The organism is Mycobacterium sp. 23 (assembly GCF_048287075.1).
In the GTDB taxonomy this organism is placed as follows: domain Bacteria; phylum Actinomycetota; class Actinomycetes; order Mycobacteriales; family Mycobacteriaceae; genus Mycobacterium; species Mycobacterium gordonae_B.
The window spans coordinates 1600778-1617387 of record NZ_JBLVUX010000005.1; the positions used below are offsets into that span (position 1 = coordinate 1600778).

The window sequence follows — 16610 nt, forward strand, 5'->3', positions numbered from 1 at the left end:
CGCGGCAATTCAGCAGCCGACTACTGCGGATCACCCCGAGCCGCCGCGGCACGCTTCAGTGCTCGTGGGCCATTCCATGGCTGGCCCCCTGGTCAGGCTGGCCCTCGGAGCCGCCCGGCGCGTCACCCCGGATGTCGATGCGCCACCCCGTGAGGCGGGCGGCGAGCCGGGCGTTCTGCCCTTCCTTGCCGATGGCCAGGGACAACTGGAAGTCGGGAACCACGACCCGGGCGGCGCGGGCGTTCGGGTCGATCACCGACACCGACACCACCTTGGCCGGCGACAACGCGTTGGCCACGAAGCGGGCCGGGTCCTCGTCGTAGTCGATGATGTCGATCTTCTCGCCGGACAGCTCGCTCATCACGTTGCGGACCCGCTGCCCCATCGGACCGATGCAGGCGCCCTTGGCGTTCAGACCGGGCACCCGGGATACCACGGCGATCTTGGACCGGTGGCCGGCCTCTCGGGCCACCGCCACGATCTCCACCGAACCGTCGGCGATCTCGGGAACCTCGAGCGAGAACAGCTTGCGCACCAGGTTCGGGTGGGTGCGCGAGAGGGTGATCAGCGGTTCACGCGAGCCGCGACTGACCCCGACGACGTAGCAGCGCAGCCGGTTGCCGTGCTCGTAGCTCTCGCCCGGCACCTGTTCGGCGGCCGGGATCACGCCTTCGGAGGCCTTGGCCTCGGTGCCTATCCGGACAACGACCAGGCCACGGGCGTTGGCCCGGCTGTCGCGCTGGATGACCCCGGCGACGATCTCGCCTTCGCGGGTGGAGAACTCGCCGAAGGTGCGCTCGTTCTCCGCGTCGCGGAAACGCTGCAGCATGACCTGCCGTGCGGTGGTGGCGGCGATGCGGCCGAAGCCCTCCGGGGTGTCGTCCCACTCGCTGATCAGGTTGCCGTCTTCGTCGGTCTCGCGGGCGATCACCCGCACCACGCCGGTCTTGCGGTCGATCTCGATGCGGGCGTCGGACTGGTGGCCCTCGGTGTGCCGGTAGGCGGTGAGCAGCGCGGACTTGATCGTCTCGAGCAGCTCGCTGACCGAGATGCCCCGGTCCACCTCGATCGCGTGGAGTGCGGCCATGTCGATGTTCATGCTCCGGCCTCCGTCCTCTGTGCCTGACCCAGCAGCTCCAGCTCCGCCCGGGCTGGTGGCGAAAACTCAACCTGCACAACCGCTTTGACGACGTCCGTCATCGGTATCTGCCGTATCGCCAGCTCGCGGCCGGCGCGGACCACCAACGACAGCGTGCCGTTGCCGGCTTCGGCGATTCGGCCGGACAACTGCGACCCATCTGCCAGCGCGAGGTCCACCTTGCGGCCCCGCGCCCGGCGGAAGTGTTTCTCGGTGGTCAGCGGGCGGTCGACGCCGGGAGAGCTGACCTCGAGGATGTATTCGTCGGCGTCGCCGCCGTCCACTCTGTCCAGCAAATCGGAGGCGGTTCGGGACAGCGCGGCGATGGTGTCGAGGTCCAGCGCGGTGTCGCCGTCGGCGATCACGGTGATGCGCGGTGGGCGCGTGCGGCTGTTGATGACCACGTCTTCGATCTCGTAACCGGCGCGCGCGAACTCTCCGGTCAACAGCTCGATCACCTGCGTCTGCGAAGGTAGCCCGGTGGTCACGGCGAGCTCCTCATCTTGAATTGTCGGTCATGCGCTTGAGCGTGGCTTTCACAGCGAACTCAGAGAGCCAGCCACCCACGATACGCCAGAATCCGCTATTGACGCCCGTTCAACAACTCTCCGGTTGCCGAGCCGGTTCTCTGCCGGGGCCTGACGCCATCGTGGCTGGCGCTGTCGCGGTGCCCGGTGATGGCAGGATGTGGGACGTGCCCAGAGCAGTACCCGTCATCAGCAGGCGGCGTGTGCTCGCCGGTGGTGCCGCTCTCGCCGCACTCGGGGTGGCGGCAACCGCCTGCGGCGAGTCGGCGCCCAAGCCCCCCGCCGTCGAGGAGTTGGTGGGCCCGTTGGACCAGGCCCGGCGCGACAGTGCGCTGGCCGCCGCGGCCGCCGGAGCGATCGGCAGCCCCCCACAGATCGCGGCCGCGCTGACCGTCGTCGCCACCCAGCGCGCCGCGCACGCCCGGGCGCTGTCCACCGAGATCGCGCGGGCCGCCGGCAAGCTCGTCTCCTCGACCAGTGAAACGAGCAGCTCCAGCGCGACCCCCAGCCCGACCGAGCCGGAGGCTCCGCCGCCGCCACCACCGCCGGTTTCCGACGTGATCGATTCGCTGCGCAAGTCGGCCGAGGAGGCCAATCGACTGGTGTCGACGTCGTCGGGCTACCGGGCCGGACTGCTCGCCTCGATCGCGGCGTCGTGCACGGCGTCGTGCGAGGTTGCGCTGGTGCCGGGGGGCCCGTCGATATGAGCGGTGGCAAGGACGCCGACGTCGCGGCGCTCAGCGACGCGCTGGCCGTCGAGCACGGCACCATCTACGGCTACGGCATCGTGTCGGCGCTGTCGCCGCCCAGCGTCAACGACCTGGTGGTGGAGGCGCTCAATCAGCACCGCCAGCGCCGCGACGACGTCATCGCGATGCTCAGTGCCCGCAAGGTCACGCCGGCGCCGGCCGCCGCCGGGTATCAGCTGCCGTCGCCGGTGGGCAGCCCGGCGGATGCGGCGCGGCTGGCGGCGCGCATGGAGAACGACGGCGCGACGGCGTGGCGAGCGGTCGTCGAGCATGCCGAGACGGCCGAGGATCGGGCGTTCGCCTCGACGGCGCTGACGCAGAGCGCGGTGCTGGCCGCGCGCTGGAACAAGGTGCTGGGCGGCTGGCCGATCACCACGGCGTTCCCGGGCGGGAACGAATAGGTCGGGCCATTCTCAGCCGCTGATGGCGGCGACCCGCCGCGCCCGGCTACACCGCGCTTGCGATCGCCGCTAGCCGCTGAAGGCGGCGACCCGCCGCGCCCGGCTACACCGCGCTTGCGATCGCCGCTAGCCGCTGAAGGCGGCGACCAGGTCGCTGGTCAGCGAATCACCGACGGCCAGCTCGCTGGTTTCCCCGCTGAACCGGTTGCGCAGCTCGACCCGGCCGTCGGCCCAGCCGCGGCCTACCACGACGACCCAGGGCACGCCGAGCAGCTCGGCGTCCTTGAACTTCACCCCGGGTGAGGCCTGGCGGTCATCCAGCAGCACGTCCACACCCACCTTGTCCAGGTCGGCGGCCAGCTTGGCGGCGCCCAGCCGGGCCTCGGGGTCCTTGTTGGCCATCACCAGATGCACCCCGAACGGGCTGATCGAAGCCGGCCAGCGCAAGCCCAGCTGATCGTGGTGCTGTTCGGCGACCACGGCCACCAGGCGCGACACTCCGACGCCGTAAGACCCCATGGTCAGCCGCACCGGCTTGCCGTCCTCGCCGAGCACGTCGGCACTGAACGCGTCGGTGTACTTGCGCCCGAGCTGGAAGATGTGGCCGATCTCGATGCCGCGAGCCATCACCAGCGGGCCGGCGCCGTCCGGTGACGGGTCGCCCTCGCGCACCTCGGCCGCCTCGATGGTGCCGTCGGCGGTGAAGTCGCGACCGGCGACCAGGCCGACCACGTGGCGCCCGGGCTCGTCGGCGCCGGTGATCCAACTGGTGCCGTCCACCACCCGCGGGTCGACGAGGTAGCGGACGTCGTTCTCCCGCAGCGCTTTCGGGCCGATGTACCCCTTGACCAGGAACGGGTACTTCGCGAAGTCCGCGTCGTCGATCAGCGCGTACTCGGCCGGTTCCAGCGCCGCGCCGAGGCGCTTGTCGTCGACCTCGCGGTCACCGGGCACACCGATGGCCAGCAGTTCCCAGTCGCCGCCGGGCTGGCGGACCTTCAGCAGGACGTTCTTGAGGGTGTCGGCGGCGGTCACGGTGCGGTCCAGCGCCTCATTGGCCCAGGCGACCAGGGTGGCGATGGTGGGGGTGTCACCGGTGTCGTGGACCTCGGCCGGGGGCTTGTCGTCGGTGGGTTGTGCGTCGGGGCGGGCGGTGATGACGGCTTCGACGTTGGCGGCGTAGCCCGATTCCACACACCGGACGAAGGTGTCCTCGCCGATCGGGCTCTCGGCCAGGAATTCTTCGGACGCGCTGCCGCCCATCGCACCCGACACGGCCGAGACGATGACGTAGCGCACCTCGAGCCGGTCGAAGATCCGCTGGTAAGCCTCGCGGTGCGCATGGTAGGAGGCCTTCAGGCCGGCGGCGTCGAGGTCGAAGGAGTACGAGTCCTTCATGACGAACTCGCGGCCGCGCAGGATGCCGGCGCGCGGGCGCGCCTCGTCGCGGTACTTGTTCTGGATTTGGTAGAGCGTCAGCGGGAAGTCCTTGTAGGAGCTGTACTCGCCCTTGACGGTCAGGGTGAACAGCTCTTCGTGGGTGGGGCCCAGCATGTAGTCGTTGCCGCGCCGGTCCTGGACCCGGAAGACGCTGTCGCCGTATTCGGTCCACCGGTTGGTGGTCTCGTAGGGCGCGCGCGGCAGCAGGGCCGGGAACAGGATCTCCTGGCCGCCGATCGCGTTCATCTCCTCGCGGACGATGCGCTCGATGTTGCGCAGCACCTTCAGGCCGAGAGGCAGCCAGCTGTAGAGGCCGGGCGCGATGGGCCGGACGTATCCGGCGCGGATCAGCAGTTTGTGGCTGGGCACCTCTGCGTCGGCGGGGTCGTCGCGCAGAGTGCGCAGGAACAGCTCGGACATCCTGGTGATCACAGGCGGCAAGCCTACTTGGGGGCCGAGCGTGTCAGATCTCACGTCGAGCAGGAGCCGGCACCGAGCCTGCAAAATCGCAGAGAAAGCGCGAGGAGGGGCCGCCAGACTTACAGGCTCGGCGCGACGGGCGCCGACCTACAGCTCTCCGGCGTCGATCGCTTCCTTGACTTCTTGCGCGTGCGCGACCTGCTCGGGCGTGTAGCCGATGAACAGCGCAGCGATACCGACGATCACGGCCGCTCCGGCGATCCACAGCAGCCCGTAGGTGTAGCCGTGGTCCAGCGCCTGCAACTGCATGTCGTTCATGAACTTGACGGGGCCGGTCGTGCCGCCCAGGTACAGCGTGCGGGACGTGATGACGGCCTGGATGACGGCCAGCACCAGCGGCCCGCCCAGACTCTGCAGCATCAGCGTCATCGCGGACACGGGGCCGATCTGGTCGAATCCGACGCCGGCGATGGCTGCCAGCGTGAGCGGGACGACCACCATGCCGATGCCGATCCCGCCGACGACGATCGGCAGCACCAGGTTCGGGAAGTAGGACGCACCGCGGTGCATGAACAACGACCCGTAGATCATGGCGCCCAGCAGCAGCCAGCCACCGCCGATGGTCAGCACCCGCGGTGAGAACCGCGAGACCAGCTGAGACGAGATGCCCAGGCCGATGCCCATCGCGATGACGAACGGAATGAAGCCCACGCCGGCGCGCAACGCGCTGTAGCCCAGGATGTCCTGCACATACAGGCCGATGGACACCGTCAGGGTGAACATGACGCCGCCGGCCAGGAAGATCGCGATGAAGGTGACCAGCCGGTTGCGGTCGCGGAACAGCTGGAATGGGATGACGGGGTTCTCCGCGGTGCGCTCGACGATGGCGAACCCGATGGCCGCCAGCACCGCCACCACACCGGAACCGATCGTGGTGACCGAAACCCAGCCCTTCTCCGGGCCCACCGAGAACGCGAACACGGCGGCGGTGCACGCCAGCGTGGCGAGCATGGCCCCGGCCGCGTCAAGCTTCATCCGCTCACGGTTGGTTTCGCGCAGCGCGGTGCGGGCCAGGTAGATCATCACCAGCCCGATCGGCACGTTGACCATGAACGCCAGCCGCCACGAGAACTCGGTCAGCGCGCCACCGACCACCAGGCCCATCACGGACCCGATCGCCGTCATGGCCGCGAAGACCGCCGTCGCGGCGTTACGCGCCGGCCCCTTCGGGAAGGTGGTCGCCACCAGCGCCAAGCCGGTCGGCGAGGCGATAGCCGAGCCCACGCCCTGCGACAGCCGGGCGATGACCAGCGTCACCTCGTCCCAGGCCACCGCGCACAGCACCGAGGAAATGGTGAACAGCGCGACACCGACGATGAAGGTGCGCTTACGCCCGATGGTGTCGCCGAGCCGGCCGCCGAGCAGCATCAGCCCGCCGAAGGTCAGCACATAAGCGGTGATCACCCAGCTACGACCGGCGTCGGACAGGCTGAGCTCGTTCTGAATCTTAGGAAGCGCGACGATGGCGACCGTGCTGTCCATGGTGGCCAGCAGCTGCATGCCGCCGATGGCGATAACCGCGGCGATGAACCGCCGCGAGGGTAGCCACGTCGGGTAATACCTGCTCAAGCGCTGCAAAGGGGTCTCCACTGTTCGCGTGGGACGCTCCTGGGCCGAACGTTCTGAGCGTCCCTCAGTCCAAGTGTGGACTGCCCGCTCTGAGTCGTTGAGAGCCGTCATAGCGGGTTACCTTACAGTAATCTTAAGAATTGTTTAAACCCTGAGCGTCGCCGAGGCCCGCGACGGGCCCGATAACGATGATCGCGGGAGGTCGAACACCCTCCGCGCGGACCTTTTCCGGCGTGTCCGCCAGGGTCGCCCGCAACGTCTGTTGCGCTGCCGTCGTTCCGTGTTGCACCACCATGACCGGAGTATCCCCAGGTCGGCCGCCTTTTAACAGCGCAGCCACAAAAAGTTCGATGCGTTCGACCGCCATCAGCAAAACGATGGTCCCTGACATTGCTGCCAAAGCATCCCAATTCACTAACGATTCGGGATGATCGGGCGCCAAATGGCCGCTGACCACCACAAATTCATGATTTGTGGCCCGATGAGTCACCGGAACGCCCGCCAGAGCGGGCACGGCTATGGCACTTGTCACACCTGGCACCACGGTCACCGGAATCCCCGCTTCCGCACATGCCAGGACTTCCTCGTACCCCCGGGCGAACACGAACGGATCGCCCCCTTTGAGACGCACCACGAACTTGCCGGCCCGGGCCCGCTCGATCAGCACCTCATTGATCGCGTCCTGGGCCATGGCCCGGCCGTACGGGATCTTGGCGGCGTCGATCACCTCGACATGCGGGGACAGCTCGGCCAGCAGTTCGGGCGGAGCGAGCCGGTCGGCGACGACCACGTCGGCCTGGGCGAGCAGCCGGCGGCCCCGAACCGTGATCAGTTCGGGATCGCCCGGACCGCCCCCGACCAGCGCCACGCTGCCGCGCAGGACGTCATCGGAGCTCTCGGCCGCGATGAGGCCCTGTTGCAGGGCCTCCCGGATGGCCGACCGGATGGCCGCCGAACGCCGGTGCTCCCCTCCGGCCAGCACCCCCACGGACAGTCCCGCGTAGCTGAAGGACGCCGGGGTTACCGCCGTTCCCTCGACCGCGATGTCAGCGCGGACGCAGAAGATGTGACGGCGTTCGGCCTCGGCGACGATCGCCGCGTTCACTTCGGGCTCGTCGGTGGCCGCCAACGCGTACCAGGCGCCGTCGAGGTCGCCGTCGCGGTATTCGCGCAGCGACAGGGTGATCCCGTCCATCGCCTCGACCGCGGCGGTGGCGCTGCGGGAGATCACGTGCACGTCGGCGCCGCTGGCGATCAGCAGCGGCAACCGGCGCTGGGCGACGCCTCCCCCGCCGACGACGACGACCTTTCGGCCGGTCAGTCGCAGTCCCACCAGATAGGGGCTCTCGGTCACCGGGCAAGCTTAATGTCGCGCTAGCCCCGGGGTTTGACGGCCTGCGCGACGAAGCGGGCCACCGCATCGGGCACCGCCGCGGGATGCGTATGCAGATACGACGCGTGCACCCCGCCCCGGACGGCGCCGTCCGGGGTGCGATCCACGGCTCCGCCGCGGTAGACCCAGGCCGGCTGGTAGCTGTCGGTGAAGGTGACCGTGGTCCGGTGGAATTCGTGGCCCACCACCCGTTGTCCGGCCGCGAACATCGACGAGTCGGCGACGGCCACCGCGTCCCGGTAGCCCAGGGTGAGCCGCTGGGTGAACCGCGCCGACCCCGACAGCACACCGCACATCGGGTAGCCGTCGAGTTCGTCGGCCAGATAGATCAGCCCGGCGCACTCGGCGTGCACAGGCGCCCCCGTGGCAGCCAGTGCGGCGATCTGACGCCGGACGACGTCGTTGGCGGACAGTTCCGCGGTGAACTGCTCGGGAAACCCCCCGGGCAGCAACACGGCGTCCGTCGCCTCGGGCAGGGCATCGTTGAGCGGGTCGAATTCGACGACCTGGGCGCCGGCGGCCCGCAGCAGCTCGGCGTGTTCGGCGTAGCCGAAGGTGAACGCCTTGCCGGCCGCCAAGGCGACGCGGACGTGCGCATCGACCGTGCTCACCGCGGACGACGGGTCCCAGGGCGGGTCGTCCACCCGGCCGCCGGCCGCCGCCACCACCGCCGGCAGATCGACGTGGAGCGCCACCAGTTCCGTCATCGCCTCGATCGCCCGCTCGGCGTGGCGACCGTACTCCACGGCAGTGACGAGCCCCAGATACCTTGTCGGAAGCTCTAATTCGGCCGTCCGCGGGATCGCCCCGAGCACGGCTACCCCGGCCTGCTCACACGCCTGCCGCAGCACCAGCTCGTGCCTGGCCGTCCCGACGCGGTTGAGGATCACCCCGCAGATCCGGGTGTGCGGGTCGAAGGTTGAAAAGCCGTGCAGCAGTGCGGCGATGCTGTGGCTCTGCCCGCGGGCATCGACCACCAGGATCACCGGCGCACCCAGCAGGCCGGCGACGTGCGCGGTGGATCCGGCGGCCGGGCCGGTGGCGTCCGGGCCGATCCGGCCGTCGAACAGGCCCATCACCCCTTCGATCACCGCGATGTCCGCGCCGCGGGCGCCGTGACCGAACAGCGGGCCGATCAGCTTGTCCCCCACCATCACCGGGTCGAGGTTGCGGCCCGGCCGCCCGGCGGCCAGGGCGTGGTAGCCGGGGTCGATGAAGTCGGGGCCGACCTTGAAGGGCGCCACCCGGTGCCCGGCCCGGCGTAGCGCGCCGATCAAACCCGTTGCCACCGTGGTCTTTCCACTGCCCGATGCCGGTGCGGCGATGACGACCGCGGGCGCCGGGCTCACCACTCGATGCCCTTCTGGCCCTTGCGGCCCGCGTCCATCGGGTGCTTCACCTTGCCCATCTCGGTCACCAGGTCGGCGGCATCGACCAGCAGCGGCGGCGCGTCGCGGCCGGTGATCACCACATGCTGCTGACCCGGCCGGGCCCGCAGCGCATCGACGACCTCGCCGACGTCGACCCAGCCCCACTTCATCGGATAGGTGAACTCGTCGAGGACGTAGAAGTCGTGCCGCTGCTCGCGCAGGCGACCGCGGATCTCGGCCCAGCCGTCGGCGGCCGCCGCGGCGTGGTCAACCTCGCTGCCGGCCTTGCGCGACCAGGACCAGCCCGAACCCATCTTGTGCCACTCGACCGCGCCACCGACGCCCGTGCTTTCGTGCAGGCGGCCGAGTTCCCGAAACGCCGACTCCTCGCCCACCTTCCACTTCGCACTCTTGACGAACTGAAACACCGCCACACTCATACCGGCATTCCAGGCGCGCAACGCCATTCCGAACGCGGCCGTCGACTTGCCCTTGCCGTCGCCGGTGTGCACCGCCAGCACGGGGGTGTTGCGCCGGGCCCGGGTAGTCAGGCCGTCGTTCGGGACTCCAGTCGGATTGCCTTGGGGCATAACTGATTATCCTGTCATGCCACGCTGCGGACGGCCCGGGTCAGGTGATCGGCGTGCAGCTGTTCCATGCGGATGACCGGAGCACCCAGCTGACGGGCCAGTTGTCCGGCCAGACCCAACCGCACATACGACGTCTCGCAGTCGACGACGACGGCGGCAACACCTTCGGCCACCAGCCTCTCGGCGGCAATCCTGCTGCGGACCAACGGGTCCGGGCCGGCGGTGGCGCGGCCGTCGGTCAGCACCACCACCAGCGGACGGCGCGCCCGGTCGCGCACCTTCTCCCGGATCACCAGTGCGCGCGCGGCCAGCAGGCCCTCGGCGAGCGGGGTCCTGCCGCCGGTGTCGAACCGGGCCAGTCGCCGCCCGGCGATGTGCGCCGACGACGTCGGCGGCAGCAGGATCCTGGCCTCCTGCTGGCGGAAGGTGATGACGGCGACCTTGTCGCGCCGCTGGTAGGCGTCGCGCAGTAGCGACATGGCGGCGCCGCTGACGGCGGCCATGCGGTCGCGGGCGGCCATCGAGCCCGAGGCATCGACCACGAAGATAACCAGGTTGCCCTCACGTCCTTCACGGACGGCCCGGCGCAGGTGGCTGGTTTGTAACTGCAGCGGCCCGGCCCGCTCGGCGTGTTCGGCGGCCGTCAGCAGGGTGGCGAACAGATGCAGCCCGTGCGCACCCGGGTCGGTGGGGTCGGCGGCGGCCACCACGCTGCCGGAGGCGTTGCGGGCGCGGGATCGTCGTCCGGGCGCGCCTTCACCGACCCCGGGCACCGTCAAAGCCCGGGTGCGAAACACCTTCGACGGTGGCGCGCTGGGCCTGGGCGGCGCGCCAGGGCTGGCCGGCGCGCCGTTCCCACCCGAATTCTGTTCGGGGACCGACTCTTCCGCGGACTGACCGCCGCCGGGCGGGTCGGGGTCGGGGTCCGGTTGGCCCTGGGACTCCGCATCCGCCCGCGCCAGCGCTTCGTCCAGCTGGTCGCGCTCGATGCCGTGATCGTCGAAGGGATCGCGGCGGCGACGGTGCGGCAACGCCAGTTCCGCGGCCACCCGGATGTCCTGCTCCTCGACCGTGAGCGCGCCGCGCCACGCGGCGTGGGCGACGGCGGTGCGCGCCACCACCAGATCGGCCCGCATGCCGTCGACGTCGAAAGCCGCACACAGCGCCGCGATACGCCGTAACTCGTTGTGGGGCAACACCACATCGTCGACCATGGCGCGGGCCGCGGCGATCCGGCCGGCCAGCTCGGCGTCGGCGTCGGCGTACTTGCGGGCGAACGCGTCGGGATCGGCTTCGTAGGCCATCCGCTGGCGGATCACCTCTACCCGCACATCGACGTCGCGCGAGGCCTGCACGTCGACCGTCAGACCGAACCGGTCCAACAGCTGCGGACGCAGCTCACCCTCTTCGGGGTTCATGGTCCCGATCAGGACGAACCGGGCCTCGTGCGTGTGGGAGATGCCGTCTCGTTCGATGTGCACCCGGCCCATGGCGGCGGCATCGAGCAGGATGTCGACCAGATGGTCGTGCAGCAGGTTCACCTCGTCGACGTAGAGGACGCCGCCGTGCGCGCGGGCCAGCAGGCCCGGGGAGAAGGCGTGCTCTCCGTCACGCAGCACCCGCTGCAGATCCAGCGAGCCGACGACCCGGTCTTCGGTGGCCCCCAACGGCATCTCCACCAGACCCGCCGACAGCAAGGCCGCCAGCCCCCGCACGGCGGTGGACTTGGCGGTGCCCTTCTCGCCGCGGATGAGGGCGCCGCCGATCTCGGGGCGCACGGCGCACAGCAGCAGCGCCAGCCGCAGCTGGTCGTGCCCGACGATCGCGCTGAACGGATAGGGCTTCACCGCGCGCCTACCGCGGAGGAGCCCGGCCCCGAACCATGCCTGAGCATCGGCACGTGCGGAATCCCGTCGTCGAGGAAATCGTCACCGTCGCGCACGAAACCGTGCCGGGCGTACATCTCGGTCAGGTATTTCTGCGCGTCGATGCGGCACGGGTAATCGCCCACCTCGGCCAGCGCGGCGCGCAGCAGCCGGGTGGCGTGGCCCTGCCCGCGCGCACTGCGCTTGGTGCACACCCGGCCGATCCGGAACGCCTTCTCACCACCGGCGTGCTCCTCCATCAGCCGCAACGTGCAGACCACCTCTCCATCGGACGACTCCAGCCAGAAGTGCCGGGTCTCGGCGAGCAGGTCGCGACCGTCCAACTCCGGGTAGGGGCAGGCCTGTTCGACCACGAACACCTCGACACGCAGCTTCAGGAGTTCGTAAAGAGTCCGCGCGTCAAGGTCTTTGAACCAGGAGCGGCGCAAGGCTTCAGACATTCATGCCGCCTTCAAGTGCAGCGTCTTATCGGTCCACGACCTCAACTCGTCGTACAGCGCGGGTTCACCCGACAAGTCAGCTCCCAATGACGGCACGATCGCTTTGAGGGTAGGTAACCACGACTGGTACCGGTTGGCGAAACAGCGTTGCAGCACCTCCAGCATCGCCGGGACGGCGGTCGAGGCACCCGGCGAGCCGCCCAGCAGGCCGGCGATGCTGCCGTCGGCCGCACCCACGATGGTGGTGCCGAACTCCAGCGCCCCGCCCTTGCCCCGGGTCCGCCGGATCACCTGGACCCGCTGTCCGGCGACCGTCGGCTCCCAATCCGAATCCACTGCGCTGGGGGCGAATTCACGCAACGCCGCCATCCGGTCCGGATCGGTCAGCCGCAGTTGAGCGATCAGATACCGCAGCAGTGTCAGCTCCCGCACGCCGACGCCCAGCATGGACGGCAGATTGTCCGGCCGTATCGAGCGGGGCAGGTCGCTGACGTGACCGTGCTTCAGGAACTTCGGCGACCAGCCGGTGTAAGGCCCGAACACCAGCCATGGCCGGCCGTTGACGAACCGCAGGTCAAGGTGCAGCGCGCCCAGTGGCGGGGCCCCCGGCGACGGCGCGCCGTACACCTTGGCCCGGTGCGCGGCGGTGAGCCCGGGGTTGGCGGTGCGCACGAAACGGCCGCCGATCGGGAAACCGGCGAAGCCGCGAATCTCCTCGATACCGGCCTTCTGCAGCAACGGCAGCGCGTCACCGCCGGCGCCGACGAAGACGAACCGGGCATCCACTTTCCGCTTCTCCCCGGTGCGCCGGTTGCCGACGGTCAGCGTCCAGCCACCATCGCGACGTGACAGACCGCGCACCTCGTGGCCGAACAACACGGTGGCACCGGCTTTTACGCAATAGCCGATGAGCTGTCGGGACAGGGCGCCGAAGTCGACGTCCGTGCCGTCGGCGGCCCAGTTCAGGGCCACCGGTTCGGTGAAATCGCGGTTGGCGGCCATGAACGGCAGCCGGCGCGCGAACTCGCCGGGGTCCACGATCAGCTCGGTGCCGGCGAACAACGGGTTGCGCGCCAGCGCCTCACGGCGTCGCCGCAGATAGTCGACTCCGGCCGGCCCGCGCACGAAACTGACGTGCGGAACCGGATTGAGGAATCCCGGTACATCGGTGAGGATGCCGTTTTCGGCCGCGTAGGCCCAGAATTGCCGGGTGACCTGGAACTGCTCGTTGACCAGCACTGCCTTGGTGATGTCGATCGAGCCGTCGGAGCGCTGCGGCGTGTAGTTCATTTCGCACAGCCCCGCATGGCCGGTGCCGGCGTTGTTCCACGGACTGCTGCTCTCGGCGCCTACGGCGTCCAGGCGCTCGATCACGGTGATCGACCAGCCAGGCTCCAGCCGCCGCAGCAACACGCCCAGGGTGGCGCTCATGATTCCGGCACCCACCAGCACGACGTCGGTTCTGGCTTGCTGTGCCACGCCGATCGCTGTCCTTTCCTGGGAGACTGCCGGTTCCCAAGGCTATCGCCGAACGAGTTGGCCACCCAATCCACCGCATCGGCCAGGGCGGCAACCTTTAAGCTGGCCTCGTGACTGGCTGGGAGCCCGACGTCCTGCCGGGCTACTGGCAGTGCACCATCCCGCTCGGGCCCGACCCGGATGGTGAGGGCGAGATCGTCGCGACGCTCGTTCGCCGCGGCCCACAAACGGCGGCCGGCCACGCGGTGCTGGCCGTGCACGGCTACACCGACTATTTCTTCCACACCGCGCTGGCCGACCACTTCGCCGATCGCGGCTTCACCTTCTACGCGCTGGACTTGCGTAAGTGCGGCCGTTCACACCGGGCGGACCAGACCCCGCACTTCACCACCAACCTGGCCCACTACGACGACGAGCTCAACCGGGCGCTGGCCCTGATCCGCGAACAGTCCGATGCCAGGGTGCTGATGTACGGACATTCGGCGGGTGGGCTGATCTTGTCGCTGTGGCTGGACCGGCTGCGCCGCCAGGGTGCGACCGCGCAGGCCGGTGTCAGCGGCCTGGTGCTCAACAGCCCGTTCCTCGACCTGCACGGCCCGGCGATCCTGCGCCTCGGAGTCACCTCGGCCACCATCGCGGCGCTGTCGCGCATGCGCAGCAAGGGCGTCGCGCGGGCCAGCGGGAGCGGCGGGTACGGGTCGAGCCTGCACCGCGACTACCACGGCGAGTTCGAGTACAACCTGCAGTGGAAACCGTTGGGCGGCTTCCCGGTAACGTTCGGCTGGCTGCACGCGGTACGTCGCGGCCAGGCCCGGCTGCACCGGGGGCTCGACGTCGGGGTGCCCAACCTGATCCTGCGTTCGGACCACACCGTGCCCGAGAGCGCCGAACCGGCGGCCCTGCAGCGCGGTGACGCGGTGCTCGACGTCGGCCAGATCGCGCGGTGGGCCGGCTGTATCGGCAACCGCACCAGCATCATTCCGGTGCCGGATGCCAAACACGATGTGTTCCTGTCGCTTTCCCAACCGCGTCAGCTAGCCTATCGCCATCTGGACCGCTGGCTCGACGAACACCTCAGCAGGCTCAACGACACCGACGCCTCGGTCCCGCCCGAGAACCGGTCGGGGAAAGGGTGACGCATCGGATGGAGACCTACGATCTCGCGATCATCGGAACCGGCTCGGGCAACAGCATTCTCAACGAGCACTATGCGTCCAAGCGGGTGGCGATCTGCGAGCAGGGCGTCTTCGGCGGCACCTGTCTGAACGTCGGGTGCATCCCGACGAAGATGTTCGTCTACGCCGCCGAGGTGGCCAAGACGATCCAGGGCGCGGCCCGGTACGGCGTCGACGCCCACATCGACCGGGTGCGCTGGAGCGACATCGTGTCGCGGGTCTTCGGGCGCATCGATCCGATCGGGCCCAGCGGTGAGGACTACCGCCGTTCGGCGTCCAACATCGACGTCTACGGCAGCCACACGCGTTTCGGGCCGGTCGCCGCCGACGGGCGTTATCTGCTGCGCACCGAAGACGGTGAGGAGTTCACCGCCGACCAGGTGGTGATCGCCGCGGGCTCGCGGCCGACGGTTCCGCCGGCCATCACCGCCTCGGGTGTCAGATACCACACCAGCGACACCATCATGCGGATTCCTGATCTGCCCGACCACCTCGTCATCGTCGGAAGCGGCTTCGTGGCAGCAGAATTCGCCCACGTCTTCTCCGCCCTGGGTTCGCGGGTGACGCTGGTGGTGCGCGGCAGTTGCCTCCTGCGTCACTGTGACGACACCATCTGCGAACGGTTCACCCGCATCGTGTCAGGCAAGTGGGAACTGCGGACCCACCGCAACGTCGTCGGCGGACAGAACCGCGGTTCCGGTGTGTCACTGCAACTCGACGACGGAAGCACCCTGGACGCGGACGCGCTGCTGGTCGCCACCGGGCGGTTGTCCAACGCCGACCTGCTCGACGCGGAGCAGGCCGGAATCGCCGTCGAGAACGGCCGCGTCGTCGTCGACGAGTACCAACGAACCTCCGCGCGTGGCGTTTTCGCACTCGGCGACGTTTCTTCGCCCTACCAGCTCAAGCACGTCGCCAACCACGAGGCACGCGTCGTGCAGCGAAACCTGCTCTGCGACTGGGATGACACCGGGTCGATGGCCGTCACCGATCACCGGTTCGTGCCGTCGGCGGTGTTCACCGATCCCCAGTTGGCCAGCGTCGGATTGACCGAAAATCAGGCGGTGGCACAGGGTTTCGACGTCTCGGTCAAGATCCAGGACTACGGTGACGTCGCGTACGGGTGGGCCATGGAGGACACCACCGGCATCGTCAAGTTGATCGCCGAACGCGGCACCGGACGGCTGTTGGGCGCGCACCTGATGGGCTATCAGGCGTCGTCGCTGATTCAGCCGCTGATCCAGGCGATGAGCTTCGGACTCACCGCCCATGAGATGGCCCGCGGCCAGTACTGGATCCATCCCGCCCTGGCCGAAGTGGTGGAGAACGCACTGCTGGGCCTGAGCTGACTCAGCCGCGGCGGCCCTTGGGTCGCGGATCGGTGGAGTCGCTCTCCCCCTCGAGATAGTCCTGCACGCTTTCCTGGCAGGTCGGGCACAGGCCGTGCAGCGTCAGCCCGGCCCGCTCGGACAGCGCGAACGAACTACCCGCCATCGCATGTTCGAGCGCCGAACTGAGCTTGCGGGCGGGCACCTCGATGATCGCCCCGCACTGGGTGCACACGGCGTGGTGGTGCGGCGCGGTGGCCATGCCGTAGGTCGTGACGCCGCCGTCGAGGGTCAATGCGTGCAGCACGCCCTGATCGACCAGGGTGGTGACCGTGCGGTAGATCGTCGCGAGGTCGGGAGGCTGGTCTCCCGGCGCCAGGCACGCCGGCAACCGGTGCTGGATCTCGGCCACCGACAGGTGCCCGTTGACCGGTTCCAGGATCGCCAAAACCTGGATCCGCGAGGCCATCCGCCGCAGTCCGCGCGAGCGCAGCAGTTCGCCGATCCGCTCGGCGGCCGCCGGGTCCAGGCCCACCGGTTCTGTCGTCACCCGTTCAGTGTTGCGCCGCCGGCGCGGGATTGCCAGTGGGGCTCCACCGGCGCGTCCCCCTCCTGCGAGTCAGTTGGAACCAAATCTCGGGCGAA

Annotated in this window: 15 protein-coding genes; 4 read left to right on the forward strand and 11 right to left on the reverse strand. The window is 69.3% G+C overall.

Annotation, left to right across the window (positions count from 1 at the left end):
* Window positions 1–55 precede the first annotated feature (55 nt).
* Both nusA and rimP read right to left on the reverse strand, forming a co-directional pair.
* Window positions 56–1099, reverse strand: coding sequence for a transcription termination factor NusA (nusA, locus tag ACNQS7_RS08435; protein WP_418012198.1), 1044 nt, complete (start codon window positions 1097–1099; stop codon window positions 56–58).
* A complete protein-coding gene (gene rimP, locus ACNQS7_RS08440; RefSeq protein ID WP_418012199.1) occupies window positions 1096–1626 on the reverse strand; it encodes a ribosome maturation factor RimP in 531 nt (176 codons plus the stop codon). Before rimP ends, nusA begins: the two co-directional genes overlap by 4 nt.
* 206 nt (window positions 1627–1832) lie before the next feature.
* On the opposite strand from rimP, the gene ACNQS7_RS08445 reads away from it, so the two are divergent.
* A complete protein-coding gene (locus tag ACNQS7_RS08445) occupies window positions 1833–2372 on the forward strand; it encodes a hypothetical protein (RefSeq protein WP_055581143.1) in 540 nt (179 codons plus the stop codon).
* Window positions 2369–2815, forward strand: a complete 447-nt coding sequence (locus tag ACNQS7_RS08450) for a ferritin-like domain-containing protein (RefSeq protein WP_055581128.1) — start codon at window positions 2369–2371, stop codon at window positions 2813–2815. Before ACNQS7_RS08445 ends, ACNQS7_RS08450 begins: the two co-directional genes overlap by 4 nt.
* Window positions 2816–2941: 126 nt before the next feature.
* Here ACNQS7_RS08450 and ACNQS7_RS08455 read toward each other — a convergent pair whose 3' ends face one another.
* The 8 genes from ACNQS7_RS08455 to mqo all read right to left on the reverse strand — a co-directional run bounded on the left by ACNQS7_RS08455 (window position 2942) and on the right by mqo (window position 13462).
* Window positions 2942–4687: a proline--tRNA ligase gene (locus ACNQS7_RS08455; RefSeq protein WP_418012200.1), complete on the reverse strand. Its 1746-nt coding sequence runs from the start codon at window positions 4685–4687 to the stop codon at window positions 2942–2944.
* A 135-nt stretch (window positions 4688–4822) separates the two neighbouring features.
* A complete protein-coding gene (locus ACNQS7_RS08460; RefSeq protein WP_418012201.1) occupies window positions 4823–6415 on the reverse strand; it encodes an MFS transporter in 1593 nt (530 codons plus the stop codon).
* A gap of 22 nt (window positions 6416–6437) precedes the next feature.
* On the reverse strand, window positions 6438–7658 hold the full coding sequence (gene cobA / locus ACNQS7_RS08465) for a uroporphyrinogen-III C-methyltransferase (RefSeq protein ID WP_418012202.1): 1221 nt from the start codon (window positions 7656–7658) through the stop codon (window positions 6438–6440).
* 20 nt (window positions 7659–7678) lie between these two features.
* Complete coding sequence (locus tag ACNQS7_RS08470; RefSeq protein ID WP_418012203.1) at window positions 7679–9046, reverse strand: cobyrinate a,c-diamide synthase; 1368 nt, start codon at window positions 9044–9046, stop codon at window positions 7679–7681.
* Entirely contained in the window at window positions 9043–9657 is a 615-nt protein-coding gene (cobO, locus tag ACNQS7_RS08475; RefSeq protein WP_418012204.1) for a cob(I)yrinic acid a,c-diamide adenosyltransferase, read from the reverse strand. The genes ACNQS7_RS08470 and cobO overlap by 4 nt, the downstream gene beginning before the upstream one ends.
* 14 nt (window positions 9658–9671) lie before the next feature.
* Window positions 9672–11504: a magnesium chelatase subunit D family protein gene (locus tag ACNQS7_RS08480; protein WP_418012205.1), complete on the reverse strand. Its 1833-nt coding sequence runs from the start codon at window positions 11502–11504 to the stop codon at window positions 9672–9674.
* Window positions 11501–11983, reverse strand: a complete 483-nt coding sequence (locus ACNQS7_RS08485; RefSeq protein ID WP_418012206.1) for a GNAT family N-acetyltransferase — start codon at window positions 11981–11983, stop codon at window positions 11501–11503. Before ACNQS7_RS08485 ends, ACNQS7_RS08480 begins: the two co-directional genes overlap by 4 nt.
* On the reverse strand, window positions 11984–13462 hold the full coding sequence (gene mqo / locus ACNQS7_RS08490) for a malate dehydrogenase (quinone) (protein WP_418012207.1): 1479 nt from the start codon (window positions 13460–13462) through the stop codon (window positions 11984–11986).
* Window positions 13463–13572: 110 nt separating this feature from the next.
* Between mqo and ACNQS7_RS08495 the strand changes: the two genes are divergently transcribed.
* A complete protein-coding gene (locus tag ACNQS7_RS08495) occupies window positions 13573–14598 on the forward strand; it encodes an alpha/beta hydrolase (protein WP_418012208.1) in 1026 nt (341 codons plus the stop codon).
* Window positions 14599–14606: 8 nt separating this feature from the next.
* Window positions 14607–15986, forward strand: a complete 1380-nt coding sequence (gene mtr / locus ACNQS7_RS08500; RefSeq protein ID WP_418012209.1) for a mycothione reductase — start codon at window positions 14607–14609, stop codon at window positions 15984–15986.
* A gap of 1 nt (window position 15987) precedes the next feature.
* Here the strand turns inward: mtr and ACNQS7_RS08505 are convergent, their stop codons facing one another.
* Entirely contained in the window at window positions 15988–16515 is a 528-nt protein-coding gene (locus ACNQS7_RS08505; RefSeq protein WP_418012210.1) for a Fur family transcriptional regulator, read from the reverse strand.
* Window positions 16516–16610: the final 95 nt, after the last annotated feature.